Here is an 18,449-nt window from a genome sequence, read left to right as displayed (position 1 = left end):
GCTCAAGCGATCGTTCCAAAGGATGAATCGGGCGGGGGACGGGGTATTGAGGCAGAACCGGGCCGCCGACGTGGCAGGATGAGAGCGCGATGAAACTGCCCAGCCTGCGGAGAGCACGCCCGACTGAACTGCCCGGGTCCACCGGTGTGGTCCGGCTGGATCGGCGTACCAAGAATCTCACCAAACGGCTGAAGCCGGGAGAGATCGCGGTGATCGACCATGTCGATCTGGACCGCGTGAGCGCCGAGGCGCTGGTGGACTGCAAGGTCGCGGCGGTGGTGAACGTCGCAGACTCGATCAGCGGCCGCTATCCGAACCTCGGCCCGGAGATTCTGGTCGCGGCCGGTATCCCGCTGGTCGACGGTGTCGGCCGAGAGGTCTTCTCGATCCTGCACGAAGGTGAGCACGTGCGGTTGCACGACGGCACCTTGTACCGCGGTGACGAGGTGATCGCGAAGGGTGTCGCGCAGGACAGCCAGACGGTGGCCGAGCTGATGGACGACGCCCGGGCGGGGCTCTCCACGCAGCTCGAGGCGTTCACCGCGAACACGCTGGACTATCTGCGGCGCGAGCGCGATCTGCTGCTCGACGGTGTCGGTGTCCCCGAGATCCACACCCCGATGGACGGCAAGCACGTGCTGATCGTCGTCCGGGGCTACGACTACCGCGAGGACCTGGTCGCGCTGCGGCCGTACATCCGTGAGTACCGGCCGGTCCTGATCGGGGTCGACGGCGGCGCGGACGCGCTGGTGGAGAACGGCTATGCGCCCGATCTGATCGTCGGCGACATGGACTCGGTCAAGGACGAGACGCTGAAGAGCGGCGCCGAGGTGGTCGTGCACGCGTACCGCGACGGTCGCGCGCCGGGGTCGGAGCGGCTGGAGCGGCTCGGTGTGCAGTCGATCGAGTTCCCCGCGACCGGCACCAGTGAGGACGTCGCGATGCTGCTGGCCGACTCGAAGGGCGCCTCGCTGATCGTCGCGGTCGGTACCCACAACTCGCTGGTCGAGTTCCTCGACAAGGGCCGCTCCGGCATGGCCAGCACCTTCATCACCCGCTTGCGCGTCGGCGCCAAGCTGGTGGACGCCAAGGGCGTCGGCCGGCTGTACCGCAGCCGGGTCTCGACGTTCCAGATCGTCTCGCTGGTCGCGGCCGGTCTGTTCGCCCTCGGGATGGCGATGGTCGCCATCGACGCCGACGAAGTGCTGTGGTCGATCCTGCGGGCGCGCTGGAACGACTTCGTCTATTGGATCCAGGAGCTGTTCACGTGATCGACTTTCGGTACCACATCGTCTCGATCGTGGCGATCTTCTTCGCCCTGGGCGCGGGCGTGGTGCTCGGCGCCGGCCCGCTGAAGGGCACCGGCAGCGACGTGATCCAGAACCAGGCGAACGTCGACCGTGACAACCTGGTCCTGTCCCGGGCGGAGAACCTCCAGCTCAAGGCGCTGAACAAGTACCACCAGGACTACGAGGCGAAGGTGACCGCCGGGCTGGCCAACGGCAAGCTGACCGACCGCAAGGTCGCGATCGTCACAATGCCGAACGCCGACGGCGGCCTGGTCGACGCCATCGACGACGAGCTGCAGAAGGCCGGCGCTCAGGTCACGGTGCGGGCCGCGGTCAACCCCAAGCTGCTCGACCCCGGTCAGCGCCAGCTGGTCGAGCCGCTCGTCACCCAGCTGATCACCCCCGACGTCACGGTGCCGAAGGATTCCACGACGTACGAGCGGGCCGGTCTGATCCTGGCGCGCGGGATCGCCGCCAAGGACCCGGCCCGGACGGTCGACAACGACGCGAACCGGATCCTCAGCGGCCTGACCAGCTCGGAGCTGGTGTCGCTGAAGCCGTCGACGATCAAGGACCGCGCCACGCTGATCGTCGTCGTGGCCGGCAAGATCGGCGTACCGGCGGTTCCGACGACGTCGTACGCCGACGCCGTGGATCTGATCGAGGGCCTCGACCAGGGCAGCGCGGGTGTGGTGGTCGCCGGTACGCCGGACACCGCGAAGGACGGCGGGCTGCTGAAGGCGTTGCGGAGTGACTCCGACGCCACCAAGATCGTTTCCTCGGTGGACGTGGCCGATCTGCCCGCCGGGCAGATGACCGTCGTCTTCGCGCTGGTCGAGCAGACCACCGGTAAGGCCGGCCAGTACGGCGCCTTCGACGCGAAGGACGGCATCGCGCCGGCCGCCGTACAGGTGAAGGACAACTGACGTGGGATTTCTGAGCGCTGTCATCGCGGCCGCTGCGACTGCTGGTCTGGAACGCGCCGCCGAGCAGCTGCCGAAGGAGAACCGGGAGCCGTTCGAGCGGACCAACCACCGCGGCGAGCCGGTCACGCTGCTGGAAGGACCGGTCGCCGTCCTCGGCGCACTGGCCGGTGTCCTCGCGGCGCCGTCGACTCCCGGCAAGGTGAAGGCCGCTGCGCTGCTGGCGGGATCGGTGTCGGGTGCAGTCGGCGCGTACGACGACCTGCGCGGGACCACGCAGGCCAAGGGCTTCCGGGGACACCTGTCCGCGTTGAAGCGCGGTGAGGTGACCAGCGGCGCGGTCAAGATCCTCGGCGTCGGTGCCGCTGGCCTGGCCGCTGCCGCGTTGCTACCGCGCAAGTCGTCTGGTGTGAAGGCGCTGGCCGGCGTGGTCGCCGACGGCGCTCTGATCGCCGGTACGGCGAACCTCACCAACCTGCTCGACCTCCGCCCCGGCCGCGCGCTGAAGGCGGTCGCCGCCGTGAACGCCCCGCTGGCTGTGGTGAACGGTCCCTCCGCCGCTGTCCTCGGCGCAGCCGTCGCCGCCGCGCCGTCCGACCTCGGCGAACGTTCCATGCTCGGCGACTGCGGCGCCAACGGACTAGGTGCGATCACGGGCACCGCGTTGGCCGCCTCCCTCCCGCGTCCTCTGAAGACCCTCGTCCTCGCAGCCGTGGTTGCTCTGAACCTGGCGAGTGAAAAGGTCAGCTTCACCAAGGTCATCGCGGAGAACCCGACGCTGGACAAGATCGACCAGTGGGGCCGACGCCCCCGGTGAAATCGCGCATTGCGCAGGCGGCTCTTCTGGTTGCCGGCGTCACCGTGCTTGCCCGGGTGGTTGGGTTTGGGCGGTGGCTGGTGTTCTCGAAGACTGTCGGTGCTGGGTGTTTGGCTGAGGCCTACACCACCGCCAATCAGTTGCCGAACATCTTGTTCGAGATCGTGGCGGGCGGTGCGCTGGCAGGCGCGGTGATCCCGGTACTGGCGGGCCCGGTGGCTCGCGGGGATCGGGCTGCGCAGGGCCGCATCATCGGCGCGTTGCTGTCGTGGTCGTTCGTGCTGCTGGCGCCGTTCGCGGTGCTGTCGTGGGTGCTGGCTTCGAGCTACACGGACGCCCTGCTGGATCCTGGAGCAGACTGCGCGGGCTCGGCGGCGACGGCTACCAGGATGCTCGTCATCTTTGTGCCGCAGGTCTTCGGGTACGCGTTAGCTGTGATCGCTACTGCGGTTCTCCAGTCTCACAAGCGGTTTGGGGCTGGAGCCTGGGCACCGCTGGTCTCGAGCCTCGTGGTTGTCGGCACGTACTTCGCCTTCGCGGCCATGGCTCCCGACGCTGATCACGCGTCGGGTAGTGCGAACGATCTGCTCGCCTGGGGGACCACCGCAGGCGTTGCTGCGTTGGCGTTCACAGTGCTGATTCCGATGCTGCTACTGCGGCTGCCGATCAGACTGACGCTCAGACTCGATCCCGGCGTCGGTCCGGTACTGCGGAAGCTCGCACTGGCCGGACTGGCCGTGCTGATTGCTCAGCAGCTCACTTTCGTCGTCACGACGTACCTGGCGAACCACCGCGGTGTCGCGGGCAGTATCGCCGTCTACACCTGGGCCAACGCGGTCTACCTGCTCCCGTACGCGGTCCTCGCCGTACCGATCACCACGGCCGTGTTCCCGCGTCTGGCAGCGGCGTACGAAGCAGGGGAGCAGTTCGACCTGTACGCCGCCGCCTCGACTCGCGCGGTGATGCTGGCCGGAGGCGCTGGTGCCGCATTGCTCGTCGGAACCGCCGTACCGGTCGCGCGCATCTTCGCGTACGACGACGGCGCGGTGCAGCAGGCGCAGGCGACCTCGCTCGGCAACGGGCTGGTCGCGTTCGCCCCGGCAGCCATCGGGTTCGCCGTACTCATGCATGTCGGCCGCGTGCTCTATGCACGGCACTCCGGCCGGCAGGTCGCCATCGTCACGTCGGCCGCGTGGGTGCTGGTCGCTGTGTCGGCAGTGGTGCTGACAGCCCAGTGGGACGCAGTACCTGCGCTGGCCGCTGCGATGTCCATCGGCATGGTCGTCGGAGCAGTAGTGCTTCTTGTGGTGCTCAGTCGGGACGCAGGCCGCGTCGCACTGGCCGGGCTGACCCGCGCGACGCTGGCGGCGGTGGTTGGCGCTGTACTGGCTGGTGCGGTCGGTTGGATCGTCGCTCTGCCGGCAGGTGATGCCGGAGTGGGTACTGCGGTCTTGTTCTCGGTGTTGTCGGGCTTGGCCATCGTCATCGTGTACGCCGGAGTCGCCGTCGTACTGGATCGCGCGGACACCCGTGCGTTGCTCCGTCGAAAGGTTGTGACATGAGGATCGGTCTCCTGCTCGCAGAGTCGCGCGGCGGGATCGGGCAGCACGTCGCCTCCCTGGTACCGCGGTTCATCGCAGCCGGTCACGAGGTGGTCGTCTGCGCACCGCCTGGTACCGCCGAGCACTTCGACTTCGGTGCAGCGACCGTCGTCAGCCAGGCTCCGGCTCTCCGCGGCTCCGATGTCATCCACGCGCACGGCTATCGCGCTGGAATGACCGCTCTGCGTGACCGGTCGAAGCTGCGGCCACTCGTGGTCACCTGGCACAACGCTGTGATCGCCCCCGGCCCCAAGGGCCTTGTGATGCGGCTGGGGCAGCGCATGGTCGCCAAGGGTGCAGACCTGACGCTGGGAGCCTCCAGCGACCTCGTAGAGCTCGCCAAGAGCCTCGGAGCGCGTGACGCCAGGCTCGCGCCGGTCGCTGCGCCCACAATGGCACTGCCGACCATCTCAGCCGCCGACATCCGCGCGGAGCTCGGTCTGACCGATCAGCCGCTCGTACTCACCGTCGGCCGGCTCGCACCGCAGAAGGACTACCCGACGCTGCTGTCCGTGGCGGCGCGAGTGCACGAGTCCACGCCGAATGCGGTGTTCGTGGTCGTTGGTGACGGTCCGCTGCGCGAGAACCTGCAGGCCCGGATCGACGCGGAGCAGCTGCCGGTGCGCATGCTCGGCCACCGCAGCGACGTGGCGAACCTGCTGGGCGCGGCCGACGTCTTCCTGCTCACCTCGCACTGGGAGGCGCGGGCGCTGGTCGTCCAGGAGGCGATGCAGGTCGGCGTACCGGTGGTGGCGACCGCGGTCGGCGGTATCCCGGAGCTGGTCGAGGACTGCGCCGTACTGGCTTTTCCCGGGGACGCGGACGGGCTGGCCGACGGCGTCCGGGCGATCCTCGCCGAGCCCGGTACGGCGAACGCTATGCGGACACGTGGCCGGGAACTGGCCGCGAAGTGGCCGGACGAGGACGGCGCGGCGAAGAATCTGCTCGACCTCTACGCGGGTCTCGTCGCGACCACCCCTTGACAGCAGGTAGGCTGGAGGCCCGTGGACAGGGTTTCGAGCTCGCAGCAGACCAAGCACGTTTTCGTCACCGGTGGCGTGGCCTCCAGTCTCGGCAAGGGGCTGACGGCGTCAAGCCTCGGCAGTCTGCTGACGGCGCGGGGCATCCGGGTGACCATGCAGAAGCTGGATCCGTATCTCAACGTCGATCCCGGCACGATGAACCCCTTCCAGCACGGCGAGGTGTTCATCACCAACGACGGTGCCGAGACCGATCTCGACATCGGCCACTACGAGCGGTTCCTGGACCGCGACCTGTCCCAGGTCGCGAACGTGACGACCGGGCAGGTCTACCAGCACGTGATCGCCAAGGAACGTCGCGGTGAGTACCTGGGCGACACCGTCCAGGTCATCCCGCACATCACCAACGAGATCAAGGAACGGATGCTCGCGATGGCGGGCCCCGATGTCGACGTCGTCCTGCACGAGATCGGCGGCACCGTCGGCGACATCGAGTCGCTGCCGTTCCTGGAGGCGGCCCGGCAGGTCCGGCACGACGTCGGCCGCGACAACGTCTTCTTCCTGCACATCTCGCTGGTGCCCTACATGGCGCCCGCGGGTGAGCTCAAGACCAAGCCGACCCAGCACTCGGTGGCCGCGCTGCGCTCGATCGGTATCCAGCCGGATGCGATCGTCTGCCGCGCCGACCGGCCGATCCCGGACGGCGTCAAGCGCAAGATCTCGCTGATGTGCGACGTCGACGTGGACGCCGTCGTGGCCGCCGCGGACGCGCCGAGCATCTACGACATCCCGAAGGTGCTGCACGCCGAGGGGCTCGACGCCTTCGTCGTACGGCGTCTCAACCTGCCGTTCCGCGATGTCGACTGGACCCGCTGGGACGAGCTGCTGAAGGTCGTGCACCACCCGAAGGACGAGGTCACCGTCGCCCTGGTCGGCAAGTACATCGACCTCCCGGACGCGTACCTGTCGGTCGCCGAGGCGCTGCGGGCCGGCGGTTTCGGCAACGACGCCAAGGTCAACCTGCGCTGGATCGCCTCCGACGAGTGCGCCACGCCCGAGGGCGCCGCGAAGCTGCTCGGTGACGTCGACGCGATCTGCATCCCCGGCGGGTTCGGGGTGCGCGGGATCGAGGGCAAGATCGGCGCGATCCGGTTCGCCCGCGAGAACGGCGTACCGATCCTGGGGCTGTGTCTGGGTCTGCAGTGCATGGTGGTCGAGGTCGCGCGCGACCTGGCCGGTCTCACCGAGGCGAACTCGACCGAGTTCGACCCCGACGCCGAGCAGCCGGTGATCGCGACCATGGAGGAGCAGAAGGACATCGTCGCCGGTGGCGGCGACCTGGGCGGCACCATGCGCCTCGGCCTCTACCCGGCGAACCTCGCCGAGGGCTCGATCGTCCGCGGCCTGTACGGCGCCGCCACGATCCAGGAGCGGCACCGCCACCGCTACGAGGTGAACAACGCCTACCGCGACAAGCTCGAGGCCGCCGGTCTCGTGTTCAGCGGTCTGTCGCCGGACCACGAGCTGGTCGAGTTCATCGAGCTCGACAAGTCCCAGCACCCGTACTTCGTCGCCACCCAGGCGCACCCGGAGCTGCGCTCGCGGCCGACCAAGCCGCACCCGCTGTTCGCCGGCCTGGTCGCGGCCGCCCTGGTCCGCCAGCGCGAGTCCCGCCTCCCGGTAGAGGAGCCCGCGCCCGCTTCGAAGAAGGCCACCGGCGCCAAGACCAAGCCCGAAGCGGTCAAGGCCTGATGGATCATCCCGAACTGCGCTTCGGCGCCGGACTGACCGACGTACCGGAGCACTGGCCGGTATCGTCGTCGGAGACGGTGCACTCGACTGGCCGGGTGATCTCGGTACGCCGGGACACCATCGAACCGCCTGGCCGCGAAACGTTCGTTCGCGACGTGGTCGTGCACCCGGGCGCGGTCGGCGTGATCGCGCTCGACGAGTCGAACCGGATGCTGCTGGTGCGCCAGTACCGGCATCCGGTCGGCTACCGGCTGCTCGAGCCGCCGGCCGGGCTCCTCGACGTACAGGGTGAGCAGTACCGCCTCGGCGGCGAGCGTGAGCTCTGGGAGGAGACCGGCACCAAGGCCGCCGACTGGCGGATCCTGGTCGACGCCTTCACCTCGCCCGGCCTCACCAACGAGGCGGTGCGGATCTTCCTGGCCCGCGACCTCTCACCCGCCGACGAGGCCTACACCCGCCTCCACGAGGAAGCCGACATGGAGACGGTGTGGGCCCCGCTCGTCGAGGTGGTCGGCGCGGTCCTGGCCGGTCACCTGCAAAACCCCATCCTGGTGATGGGCGCACTCGCCGCCTGGACCGCGCTCAACGGCCCCGGCTTCGAGTCCCTGCGGCCCGCAGACTCACCCTGGCCGGCGAAGGACTTGTAAGGGGGAGATCTTCCCCGCGTGCTACGCAGTCACTCCTTCGTCGCGCCTGCTACGCGCGCACCCGCCCACCCGTAGGTCCTTCCGGGCTACCGCCCGGACCCTGCGGGCTATCGCCCGCGCCCGACGACTCATGGCTGGCGTTGCCTGCGTACACCCGCAGCGGCGCCGACACGTGCTTCGCAGTACCGCGGAGGCTGTCTAGGCGAGGCAGCCGAACGCCCACTCCCAGCGGAAATCCCTGACGATTCGCCCACGCGTGCCCGACACAACTGGTTCCAGCGACTCGGTCGAGCCAGTCTGAGGGTCAACCATCCGCACACCCGCTTGCCGCAGCACAGCAACCGACGCAGCCCAGGCAGGATGATTGGTGAGCTCCGCGCTGGCGTACGGCACGGCAACCGTCGGCGTCCGGGCGCCAAGAGCCGCACACAGCGTGGTCAGAGGGTACGAACTCGCCATCCCACCAGCCCAAGCATTGAGTGTGTGGAACGTCGCCGGAACCACCAGCACGGCATCCGCAGTCGGCGTGCGCCGAGGCTCATGAGGCTTTCGATTGCCCACGACGATCGGTACGTCGGTCAGGTCCAGCTCCTCCAGCCAGGGCATTGCCGCCTCGGTAGGGATGACGTACGGCGTCCAACCCAGCTCATGGGCAGTTCGTACGCCGTCCTCGAGCCGCGCCGCAAGCGGAGCCCCACAGGTCACAAGTAGCAAAATGCGGTCACCCACGGGCGAACTCCTGTGCTGGCCTCGGTGAAGGGATGTGGCTGTGCGGCGTCAGAGTTGCACACCAACCCAGTTGGCGTACCCGATGAGGTTGTCGGGAGCGTGGCGACTGGCGTGGACGAGAGCAGCGACAGTCTCGCGAACACTCGGGTGGTACTTCGTCTTTTGAGGTGCGATCCGCCGAGCCATCTGTAATGAGGTCATCGCGCCGTCGCGGTCGCCTGTCCACAGCTGTGCGCGGGCCATATCGATGTAGTGGTGCCCGATCCGGTCCGGTGGGTAGCCATTGGGCATTCGAACCGCGCGTGCGAGATGGACGGCCTGGCCGTGGTTGCCAAGCTCCATCTCCACCGCGGCCGCGTGGATCGCGACGTTGGTTGTGCCGAAAGACATCGCGCCCGCGTAGCCAGTCCCCATCTCGCTCTCACGGACTTCACGGCCAAGAACGTGAGCAAGCTGTCGGGCTTCCGCGAGTTCCGAGCGGGCTGCGTCCGGAGCGCCTTGGCGCGTAGCGAGGATCGACGCGCGGAGCCGGAGATTCCCGGCTGCACACAACGCCACTGGATCCTTGCGCCGCACACCGACGTCGATGTCTTCGAGCGCGACCTGGATGATCTTGCGCCCGACCTCGTGCCGTCCGGTCGTGAAGGTTGAGTACGCCCGCATGTAGCGGTAGGTCGCAACCTGGTAAGGGTCCCCGGAACGAGAGGCCGAGAACTCCATCCGGGCGAGCAGTAGGGAAACCAAGTCTGGCAGTCCGAGACCGTAGCCAACATCTGCGGCTGCGCGATACAGCTGGGCGAGAAGATGGTGGGCCTGTTCGCGCTCAGAACCGGTCAACGTCTGCGACTGCTGTACTAGCTCATCGATGAGGGCGGGGGCCTGGCCCAGGATCCGCGAGTACTGCGCATCCCGCCGGGCCAGGAGCATCTCATGGACTTCGGGGCGGATGTCAGCGAGCGGCCGTACGGGGAGGTCCTCAAGGACCAAGTCGAAGTTCTCGAGGGCGGCACGCAGATCGGTGAGCGGGCCAGCGAGCCGGTCTTCGCTGTGCTCCTCGATGAACGGTTGCCCCGTCAGATGCGTTACCGGAATCGACATCGCCCGCGCACACGCTGCGAGGAAAGCCTGTGAGGCTGGCCGGGCCCCGGTCTCGACCTTGGTCAGGAGGCTGTGGGACACGTTCGCCCGTGCGGCGAGGCTGCGCTGGGTCAGACGATTCAGCCGGCGGTACGCCGCGATCCGGGCGCCGGTGGTGAGCCTGCGATCTGACGACATCGGTTGTCTCCGGTCTAGCCAACGGTTGTCCGGATCTGACGCTACCCGCGCGGTGGTTCGGATGCTCGCTGAGCGTGCCGTCTGTTGCACCAAGTGTGCAACTTTACGGCGAATGCGGTGCCCAGAATTGACCACACAAGCCGATGTGAGAGAGGACGCCATGCACGCCGGATTCGTGGTGATGTACGCCGTGACAATTGCTCTGTACTGCTGGCTCGGTGTCACTCAGAAGAGTGAGCGATGACCACCAGCGGCACGCTCGCAGTTGGCTACCTGCGGCAGTATCCGGCGATGACGCACTGCGAGCTTGCCCGTGCGAAAGCGCAGATCGCCGCAGCGGCCCAGGAGTGCGGATTCGTCCTGCGGCACGTGTTCGTTGAAGAGATGGCAACTGACCCGGCAGCGTTCGATGCTCTGATCAAAGTTGCGAGACGGCGCAAGGTCGCCGCGGTGATCGTGCTTGCGCACGTACACCTGAGCGCCGTCGGCGACGGTGAGACGAAACTGCAGCGGCTGCATCGCGAGACTGGCGCACACGCGTTGATCGTCGGCGGATCGACCCCATGAACCGGCGGGCGGGCGTACTGATCCCTGCATCTGCGCTCGTCCGCCGAACCAACCCGTCCCAGGCAGTCCTGCTCGACAGCTCGCCGGTCCATGTCCTCTGTGGTCAGGGCTAGTGCTCGTCAGACTTCGTAGGCCAGTGGGTGCCGGGGCTGGTACAGCCCCAGCTCGCCGCCGCCTGGGAGGCGGATCGAGGTGAGGATGCCCCAGCCTTGGTCCTCGGCTGGGCGGACGAACTCGACACCTTGGGCTGTCAGTTCGGTGACCGTTTGCTCGAGGTCGTCGCACATCAGGTAGAGCTCGTGCGACTCCGCACCGGCGGCCGGGTGCACCGCGACCTCGGCCGGGGGGAGTTTGAAGATCAGCCAGCCGTGGCCGGCGTCGACATGCGGATAGCCCAGCACATCCTTCAGGAACGTCCGATCGGCCTCGGCGTCCTGGCTGTAGATGATGACGTGCGCGCCGTTGATCATCTGCCGACGATAACGCCGGCACGTTCGACGTGGGTTGAAAGCGTGGCCGGCGGGGGTTGGCCGGGAAATCATGGCGGCCTACCGTCCCGGAGGCCGTCATGTTCGTTCGAGCTCTTGCTTTCGCTCTTGTCGTCGCAGTGGCGCCGCCGATTGTGCAGGCGGCACCGCAGGTCAGTGACCCTGCGCAGTACGTGAATCCGTTGGTGGGGACGAAGGACGGCGGGCCGGACTTCGGGGATGGTGGGGGTCGAGCGAACACCTACCCGGGGGCGGTTGCGCCGTTCGGGATGCTGCAGTGGAGCCCTGACACTGTCACGTCGACGCAGAGCGGGTATGCCTACGCAGACAACCAGATCAAAGGATTCAGCCTGACGCATCTGTCCGGTGCGGGTTGTATCAACTTCCAGAACATCCCGATCATGCCTGTTCTCGGCAATGCTCCGGTCGCGTCGTCAAGGTTCAGTCATGCGAACGAGGCGGCCGCTCCCGGGGCCTACGCAGTCACGTTCGACAACGGGTTGCGGACCGAGTTGACGGCCACGCAGCGCAGCGGTGCCGCTCGGTTCACCTATCCGGCCGGTCAGCAGGCGTCGCTGTCGGTGGACGCGGGCAAGTCCGGGACGGGCGGGACGGGGGCGGTGACGGTTGGGACGGACACGATCTCGGGGTGGGCCGACAGCGGTGGGTTCTGCTTCGCATCCACCCAGTACCGGGTCTACTTCCACCTGAGTTTCGACCGCCCGTTCAGCAGCGTGAACACCACCGGCGCCTCGGCTTTCGTCTCCTTCGACACCACTACGAACCGCACGGTGGAGGCCAAGGCGGCGGTGTCCTTCGTCAGCCTCGACGGTGCCAAGGCGAACCTGGCCGCTGAGACCGGGACCCGGAGCTTCGACGCCGTCCGCGATGGCACGCGGGCCGACTGGAACGCGTTGCTCGGCCGGATCGACGTCGGTGGTGGTACCGACAGCCAGCTGAAGACCTTCTACACCGCGCTCTACCACTCGCTGCTGCACCCGAACGTCTTCGGCGATGTCGACGGCAAGTACGTCGGCATGGACAAGGAGGTGCACACCGCGCCGGCCGGACACACGCAGTACGCGAACTTCTCCGGCTGGGACATCTATCGCTCGCAGATCGCACTGCTCGGGCTGATCGCGCCGGGCCAGGCGACGGATATCGCGCAGTCCGCGGTGAACCAGGCCGCGCAGTCCGGCTACTACGACCGCTGGACCTACGCGAACTCCGGCACCCAGGTGATGAACGGTGATCCGATGCCGGTGATCGTCTCGACCCTCTACGCGTTCGGCGCGACGGCGTTCGACGCGAACGACGGCTGGTGGCGGATGGTCGTCGGCGCCGATCACCCGAAACAGCGGCCGGGACACGAGCAGTACAACGCGATCGGCTACGTCCCCTACAACCAGCCGAACGTTTCGTGGCCGACGGCAACCACACTCGAGTACGGCGTCGCCGACTTCGCCGTCGCCCAGCTCGCAGCGCGGCTCGGGCACAAGCCCGAGGCGGAGAAGTTCCTGCGCCGGTCCCAGGGCTGGCGCAACCTCCACATCAACGGCATCATTCAGCCACGCAACGCCGACCTCAGCTTCCCGCCGTTCTCCCCGGAGATGGAGGACAGCTACGTCGAGGGCAACGCCGCGCAGTACACCTGGATGGTGCCGCACAACTATCGTGGTCTGTTCGACATGATGGGCGGCGACGCGGCAGTCAACTCCCGCCTCGACAACTTCTTCAGTGAGCTCAACGCCGGCCCGCACAAGGCTTTCGCCTACCTGGGCAACGAGCCGTCCGCCAACATCCCCTGGGCCTATGCGTACGCCGGAACGCCGTACAAGACGCAGGACGTCGTGCGGCGCGCGCTGACGTCGCTGTACAAGCCGACGCCGGACGGCCTGGTCGGTAACGACGACCTCGGCCAGATGTCGTCCTGGGCGGTCTGGGCGGCGCTCGGGCTGTACCCGCAGGTACCGGGTCGCTCCGAGCTCGTGCTGGCCAGCCCGCAGTTCTCCACCATCCGGATCGACCGTGGCAACGGCAAGACCATCACCATCAACGCACCGAACGCCTCGGACAGCGTGAAGTACGTGCAGAGCCTGCGAGTCAACGGACAGGCATCCACCCGGGCCTGGCTGACCGAGGACTTCGTCGCGACCGGGGGCACGCTCGACTACACCCTCGGGGCCACACCGAACACAGCGTGGGGGAGTGCCGCTGCAGACGCACCGCCGTCGTTCGATGTCGGCCCAGCCCAGCCGCGCACCAGCACTGCGGTGAAGGGGGTTGCCGGGAAGTGCCTGGACGCTCGCGGCGGTGAGCCGACGCTGGCAGCGCCGGTGGCGCTGTGGGACTGCAATGCGACGATCAACCAGACCTGGACGCTGGCATCCGACGGGACGATGCGTGCGCGCGGGCACTGCCTCGACGTCTCCTCGAGCAGTCGGGACAACGGCGCGAAGATCCAGCTGTGGTCCTGTAACGGCAGCGGTGCCCAGCAGTGGTGGCCGCGGCCGGGCGGTGTGCTGATGAACCCGCCTTCCGGTCGCTGTCTGGACGTCCCCGGCGGCAAGCCTGACAGCGGCGTCCAGTTGCAGCTGTACGACTGCAACGGGTCGGCCGCTCAGAACTGGGCTCTTCCCTGAGCAGTCCGAGTGCTCTGACTCTGAGTGCTTGACGCGGTGCGCGGTGTGCGGGTATTCCTAGCTGACAACGATGTCACACCGCCCTGTTCCGACGTCGAAGGTGGGGAACACCTATGTCGCGCACCGCCCTGCGCCGTAGTACAGCCGTGCTCGCAACGATGGCTGTTGGTCTCGTCTTGAGCCCGGCGGCTCAGGCAACACCACAGCCTCCGCTGGACTTCCGGGAAGCCATCGCGCCTACTCGCATCACCAGTACGTCGGCTGATCCGACCGAGCACGTGGACCCGCTGATCGGGACGTCGAACCTCGGGGATGTGTTTCCCGGGGCGGTGTCGCCGTTCGGGATGTTCTCGTTCAGTCCGGAGACCAGCCGGGGGAACGCCTACCGGACGGCTGCGCCTGGTGGGTACCTGTACTCGGCCAACAAGATCCGTGGCTTCAGCTTGACTCACATGAGCGGCACTGGGTGTGCTGGCGGGTCTGGTGACATCCCCATCTTCCCGTACGTCGGTGAGGTCGCCACCTCGCCGCAGAGCGACGCCAAGGACGCTGTCTACGCCAGCACGTTCAGCCACGCCAATGAGGTCGCCAAGGCCGGGTACTACAAGGTGGGGCTCGATTCGGGCGCTACGGCCGAGCTGAGCGCCACACCACGCACCGGATCGGCCGCGTTCACGTTTCCGGCGGACAAGGCGAAGTCGCTACTGTTCCGCACGTCCAACTCCGAGGTCGGCTCGAGCGATGCGCAGGTCAGCATCGATCCGAAGACGCGCACTGTCTCCGGTGAGGTGACTAGTGGCAACTTCTGCGGCTACCTGGCCAGTGTCGGTCGCCGAAGCTACTACACGCTGCACTTCGTCGCCGAGTTCGACCAGCCCTTCAAGAACACCGGCACCTGGACCGACAGCACGGTCACTCCGGACAGCACCAGCGCGCGCGGCGGTACGACGTACGGCGCGGACGGGTGGATGCCGGCGAACAAGGGCTCGGGCGGGTACGTCGGGTTCGACAGCAGCACGGTGACGATGCGCATCGGCATCTCCTACGTGAGCAAGGCGAACGCACTGGCCAACCTGCGGGCCGAGAACCCGCGGGGCACGTCCGTGGCTGCTACGGCCGCGAAAGCCAAGCAGGCTTGGCGAAAGCAGCTCAACCGGGTCGAGATCACCGGTGGCAGCACCGACCAGCGCACTACCTTCTACAGTGCGCTGTACCACGCACTGCTGCACCCGAACGTCTTCAGCGACGTCAACGGGCAGTACTGGGGCTTCGACCAGAAGGTGCATCGCGTTGCCCGTGGTCAGAAGGCGCAGTACGCGACGTTCTCCGGTTGGGATGTCTACCGGTCACAGGTGCAGTTGCTCGCGCTGCTGGAACCGGAGAAGGCAGGTGACATCGCGCAGTCGCTGCTCAACCAGGCCGACCAGAACGGCGGCATCTGGGATCGCTGGACTCATGCATCTGGCAGCACGGCTGTAATGACCGGTGACCCGGCAGCTCCTGCGGTGGCTGGCATCTACGCGTTCGGTGGCACCAACTTCGACGTACGGCGAGCTCTGAAGTCGCTGGTGCAGGCGGCGACGGTTCCGACTGCGAAGGACCTCAGCTCGGCTGGCAAGCCGGTGATGTCGATCGGTCAGCGACCGTCCCTCGACAAGTACCTCGCGCTGCACTACATCCCCACCAAGTCCAACGCCTGGGGCGGTGCGGTCGAAACACTCGAGGACGTGACCGCCGACTTCGCGCTGGCCCAACTGGCCCAGCGGACCGGCGACAAGTCGACGTACCAGCGCTTCTTGGACAGGTCGCAGTACTGGCAGAACGTGTTCAACCCGGAGAACGGCGGCTACGTCCAGAACCGGGACGAGAACGGCGCGTGGCCAGGGTTCACACCGTCGACGGGTGACGGGTTCGCTGAAGGCAGCAGTGCGCAGTACACGTGGATGGTGCCGCACAATCGCGCCGGTCTGGTCGATGCGATCGGTGGCGTGGCGAAGACGAACCAGCGGCTGGATGCGTTCTTCAAGAACCCGGATGGCACGTGGGCGCTGACCAAGGCCGGTGAGCTGCATGCCGAGATGGACAACGAGCCGTCGATCAACACACCGTGGATCTACAACTACATCGGCAAGCCCTACCAGACGCAGGAAACGTTGCGGCAGGCAATGACTCAGCTGTGGAACACCAGCACCGGTGGCATTCCTGGCAACGACGACCTGGGCGCTATGTCGTCCTGGTACGTGTGGACGGCGCTGGGGCTCTACCCCGACGTACCGAGTCGTTCTGAGCTGCAGGTGGCCGCACCGCTGTTCCCGCGCGCTGTGATTCACCGCGATGGCGGCCGGACGATCCGCATCAATGCTCCGGGCGCGGACGCGCCGTACGTGCAGTCCTTGAAGGTCAACGGGCGTACGTCGACGAAGCCGTGGTTGCCGGAGAGCTTCGTCAAACACGGCGGCACTCTCGACTTCACACTCGGTACGACGGCCAACGTGTCGTGGGGCTCGAAGCCGGCCGACGCACCGCCGTCGTGGCGTACCGGGGAGATCCCGTTCCAGACGTCGACCGACCTGAGCCGAGTGGTGATCGCACCTGGTGCCACGAGTACACCGGTGACGATCAAGGCGCACCGCCTGAGCGGTACGCCGCAGGACGTCACGTACACAGTGCAGACGCCGGCCGGTCTGACCGCCAGCCCGGCCACTGGCTCCTTCCGCGTAGAGCAGGACGGCAGTGCGCCCATCACGATCACAGCCGCGCCCGGTACGCCGGACGGCCGCTATCCAGTGACTGTGTCGGTCAAGGCGGCCGATGGCACCGCACTGCCGCAGGTGGGCTTCACAGTGGTGGTCGGGCTGCCGAACTCGTTCTTCGTGCTGCGTGAAGGCACGGCCGCTTCTGACGATGCCGGCGACCACACCGAGGCCGACTACGACGGTGGGGGAGTGAGCTACTCCCGACAGGCGCTGGCCGCGGCCGGTCTGACACCAGGTGGCACCGGCTCCGTTCAAGGACTGACGTTTACGTGGCCCGACGTACCGGTTGGTGATCCGGACAACGTGCCTGCTGACGGGCAGCTGCTCAACCTGAACCTGCCGGCCGGTACGACGAAGCTGTCGTTCATCGGCAGCGCGGTGAACGGAAACCAGCAGGGGACCGCGACGCTGAACTTCAGCGACGGCAGTACGCAGCCGATCGACCTGTCCTTCAGCGACTGGACACTGGGCGGTGGCGGGGACACGGTGCACTTCGGAAACCTGATCGTCGCGACCACGCCGTACCGGAACGAGTCCGGGGGTGGCCGTGACAACGTGACTACACATATCTTCGCCACAGCACCGGTGGCCTTGACCAGGTCTCCGGTGAGCATCACGCTTCCGAAGAACCGCGACCTGCGGCTCTTCACCGTGGCAGTGGGAGGAGATTCATGAAGGTAACGGCTCTGATCGCGGGGGCGACGCTGATGGTGGCCGGTCTGCTGACCGTCACGCCGGCGCAGGCTGCCCCAACGACCGGTACCAGCGGCCCGTGCGGCTACACGAAGACTCCGGACGAGCCACCGGCCCGGCCGGTCTCGCTGCCGCCGGACCCGGCGCACACGCCGGACAAGGGCGTGGTGAAGGTAGTGGTCGCGACCAACCAGGGACCGATGCTGCTGTCGCTGGACCGCGCCAAGGCGCCCTGCACGGTGCAGAGCTTCCTGCACCTGGCCAAGAGCCGGTTCTACGACTTCACCACCTGCCACCGGCTCACGCTGTACCCGACGCTCAAGGTCCTGCAGTGCGGCGACCCGAGCGGCACCGGTGAGGGCGGTCCGGGCTACTCGTACAAGGACGAGCTCCCGACCGACCTGCCGAACTGGCCTGGCGACACCACCGGCACCCGCAAGGTGTACGCCCGCGGCACCCTCGCCATGGCCAACGCGGGCCCGAACACCAACGGCAGCCAGTTCTTCCTGGTCTTCGCCGACTCCCGCCTGCGTCCCGACTACACCGTCTTCGGTTCGGTCGACCGCCTCGGCCTCAAGACCCTCGACAAGGTGGCCGCCGCCGGCACTGTCATCAGCGCCGACAACCCGGACAACCTCGACGGCCCGCCGGTTCGCAAGACCGACATCCTGATCGCCCGCTCACTCGGCAGCAGGTAGTCAGACCAGCATCTGGCCGCCGCCCTCAGCCAGGGCGGCGGCCACTGTGCGTTTGTTGGCCAGATGCTCGTCCGCCGGCACCTTCGGCAACATGTCGTCCCACGCGGCGATCATCGCCCCTCGCAACTGCATCATCCCGAGCGGCCGCGCCTGGAACCAGACGTGGAAGTGCGCACCTCCGTCACCCCACCGGTTGAAATGCGTGCGCCCTACGCCGTCGATCCGTCGCACCGCACCAGCGACTCGCTGGATCATCGGTCCCAAGGTCGCGGTGAGCTCCGGAGGCAGGTCGTCCAGCTGGTAATGCTCGACTGGCACCAGCAGCGCCACCATCGGCAGCCCGGTCGGGTCGAACGCCTTCAGCATCCACTGGTCGTCGGCCCAGATCGCCTTGTCCCGCAGGCACCCGTGACAACTCGCACCACCCACTTCTCCCGACCGAGGTGGCTCCGGCAGCACCGGCTCGTCGAGCGGCACCACGGACACCTCCCCCTCGAACGGGAAGAACGGATGGCCGATCAACTCCGCGGCCGACATCCGTTCGCCGTACGGCAGCCTGCGGTGGTACTCCGAGGGCAGCTCAGTCATGGCC

The 18,449-nt window shown here is 67.4% G+C and carries 15 protein-coding genes; 11 read left to right on the top strand and 4 right to left on the bottom strand.

The window, feature by feature from the left end; all coding sequences use genetic code 11:
• Positions 1–89 precede the first annotated feature (89 nt).
• From steA to ABZS29_RS33940, 7 genes are read left to right on the top strand one after another with little or no spacing between them, the layout of a single operon-like run.
• Positions 90–1,271: a putative cytokinetic ring protein SteA gene (steA, locus tag ABZS29_RS33970; protein ID WP_355468327.1), complete on the top strand. Its 1,182-nt coding sequence runs from the start codon at positions 90–92 to the stop codon at positions 1,269–1,271.
• On the top strand, positions 1,268–2,215 hold the full coding sequence (locus ABZS29_RS33965) for a copper transporter (protein ID WP_355468325.1): 948 nt from the start codon (positions 1,268–1,270) through the stop codon (positions 2,213–2,215). The genes steA and ABZS29_RS33965 overlap by 4 nt, the downstream gene beginning before the upstream one ends.
• Before the next feature lies 1 nt (position 2,216).
• Positions 2,217–3,029, top strand: a complete 813-nt coding sequence (locus tag ABZS29_RS33960; protein ID WP_355468323.1) for a hypothetical protein — start codon at positions 2,217–2,219, stop codon at positions 3,027–3,029.
• The gene (locus ABZS29_RS33955; protein WP_355468321.1) at positions 3,026–4,591 is read left to right on the top strand and encodes a lipid II flippase MurJ; all 1,566 of its coding nucleotides are present in this window, start codon (positions 3,026–3,028) and stop codon (positions 4,589–4,591) included. Before ABZS29_RS33960 ends, ABZS29_RS33955 begins: the two co-directional genes overlap by 4 nt.
• A complete protein-coding gene (locus ABZS29_RS33950; RefSeq protein WP_355468319.1) occupies positions 4,588–5,613 on the top strand; it encodes a glycosyltransferase family 4 protein in 1,026 nt (341 codons plus the stop codon). The genes ABZS29_RS33955 and ABZS29_RS33950 overlap by 4 nt, the downstream gene beginning before the upstream one ends.
• Positions 5,614–5,634: 21 nt before the next feature.
• Positions 5,635–7,362, top strand: coding sequence for a CTP synthase (locus ABZS29_RS33945; RefSeq protein WP_355468317.1), 1,728 nt, complete (start codon positions 5,635–5,637; stop codon positions 7,360–7,362).
• On the top strand, positions 7,362–8,009 hold the full coding sequence (locus tag ABZS29_RS33940) for an NUDIX hydrolase (protein ID WP_355468315.1): 648 nt from the start codon (positions 7,362–7,364) through the stop codon (positions 8,007–8,009). The genes ABZS29_RS33945 and ABZS29_RS33940 overlap by 1 nt, the downstream gene beginning before the upstream one ends.
• A 198-nt stretch (positions 8,010–8,207) precedes the next feature.
• Here the strand turns inward: ABZS29_RS33940 and ABZS29_RS33935 are convergent, their stop codons facing one another.
• Positions 8,208–8,738: a flavoprotein gene (locus ABZS29_RS33935; protein ID WP_355468313.1), complete on the bottom strand. Its 531-nt coding sequence runs from the start codon at positions 8,736–8,738 to the stop codon at positions 8,208–8,210.
• Between the two features lie 48 nt (positions 8,739–8,786).
• On the bottom strand, positions 8,787–10,238 hold the full coding sequence (locus tag ABZS29_RS33930; RefSeq protein ID WP_355468311.1) for a helix-turn-helix transcriptional regulator: 1,452 nt from the start codon (positions 10,236–10,238) through the stop codon (positions 8,787–8,789).
• Positions 10,239–10,253: 15 nt separating this feature from the next.
• Between ABZS29_RS33930 and ABZS29_RS33925 the strand changes: the two genes are divergently transcribed.
• Positions 10,254–10,580 carry a hypothetical protein gene (locus tag ABZS29_RS33925; protein ID WP_355468309.1) on the top strand — a complete coding sequence of 109 codons (327 nt, stop codon included), beginning with the start codon at positions 10,254–10,256 and terminating at the stop codon, positions 10,578–10,580.
• 119 nt (positions 10,581–10,699) lie between these two features.
• Here ABZS29_RS33925 and ABZS29_RS33920 read toward each other — a convergent pair whose 3' ends face one another.
• Positions 10,700–11,050, bottom strand: a complete 351-nt coding sequence (locus ABZS29_RS33920; RefSeq protein ID WP_355468307.1) for a VOC family protein — start codon at positions 11,048–11,050, stop codon at positions 10,700–10,702.
• A 98-nt stretch (positions 11,051–11,148) separates the two neighbouring features.
• Between ABZS29_RS33920 and ABZS29_RS33915 the strand changes: the two genes are divergently transcribed.
• From ABZS29_RS33915 to ABZS29_RS33905, 3 genes are all read left to right on the top strand, one after another.
• Positions 11,149–13,710, top strand: a complete 2,562-nt coding sequence (locus ABZS29_RS33915) for a GH92 family glycosyl hydrolase (protein ID WP_355468305.1) — start codon at positions 11,149–11,151, stop codon at positions 13,708–13,710.
• Between the two features lie 113 nt (positions 13,711–13,823).
• Complete coding sequence (locus ABZS29_RS33910; RefSeq protein WP_355468303.1) at positions 13,824–17,141, top strand: GH92 family glycosyl hydrolase; 3,318 nt, start codon at positions 13,824–13,826, stop codon at positions 17,139–17,141.
• Entirely contained in the window at positions 17,138–17,857 is a 720-nt protein-coding gene (locus tag ABZS29_RS33905) for a peptidylprolyl isomerase (protein ID WP_355468301.1), read from the top strand. The genes ABZS29_RS33910 and ABZS29_RS33905 overlap by 4 nt, the downstream gene beginning before the upstream one ends.
• Here ABZS29_RS33905 and ABZS29_RS33900 read toward each other — a convergent pair whose 3' ends face one another.
• Entirely contained in the window at positions 17,858–18,445 is a 588-nt protein-coding gene (locus ABZS29_RS33900) for a hypothetical protein (protein ID WP_355468300.1), read from the bottom strand. It lies immediately after the preceding gene.
• Between the last annotated feature and the right edge of the window lie 4 nt (positions 18,446–18,449).

The sequence above is a fragment of the Kribbella sp. NPDC005582 genome (genome assembly GCF_040605415.1).
GTDB lineage: Bacteria > Actinomycetota > Actinomycetes > Propionibacteriales > Kribbellaceae > Kribbella.
The sequence above is the reverse complement of the archived record's forward strand: the minus strand, read 5'-3'. Positions and strand labels throughout refer to the sequence as shown.

What these genes read in the sequence shown, in the direction of transcription:
- ABZS29_RS33910 (WP_355468303.1), top strand. Translation starts at nt 13,824, where the DNA reads ATGTCGCGCACCGCCCTGCGCCGTAGTACAGCCGTGCTCGCAACGATG.
- ABZS29_RS33950 (WP_355468319.1), top strand. Translation starts at nt 4,588, where the DNA reads ATGAGGATCGGTCTCCTGCTCGCAGAGTCGCGCGGCGGGATCGGGCAG.
- steA (WP_355468327.1), top strand. Translation starts at nt 90, where the DNA reads ATGAAACTGCCCAGCCTGCGGAGAGCACGCCCGACTGAACTGCCCGGG.
- ABZS29_RS33905 (WP_355468301.1), top strand. Translation starts at nt 17,138, where the DNA reads ATGAAGGTAACGGCTCTGATCGCGGGGGCGACGCTGATGGTGGCCGGT.
- ABZS29_RS33940 (WP_355468315.1), top strand. Translation starts at nt 7,362, where the DNA reads ATGGATCATCCCGAACTGCGCTTCGGCGCCGGACTGACCGACGTACCG.
- ABZS29_RS33915 (WP_355468305.1), top strand. Translation starts at nt 11,149, where the DNA reads ATGTTCGTTCGAGCTCTTGCTTTCGCTCTTGTCGTCGCAGTGGCGCCG.
- ABZS29_RS33900 (WP_355468300.1), bottom strand. Translation starts at nt 18,445, where the DNA reads ATGACTGAGCTGCCCTCGGAGTACCACCGCAGGCTGCCGTACGGCGAA.
- ABZS29_RS33920 (WP_355468307.1), bottom strand. Translation starts at nt 11,050, where the DNA reads ATGATCAACGGCGCGCACGTCATCATCTACAGCCAGGACGCCGAGGCC.
- ABZS29_RS33925 (WP_355468309.1), top strand. Translation starts at nt 10,254, where the DNA reads ATGACCACCAGCGGCACGCTCGCAGTTGGCTACCTGCGGCAGTATCCG.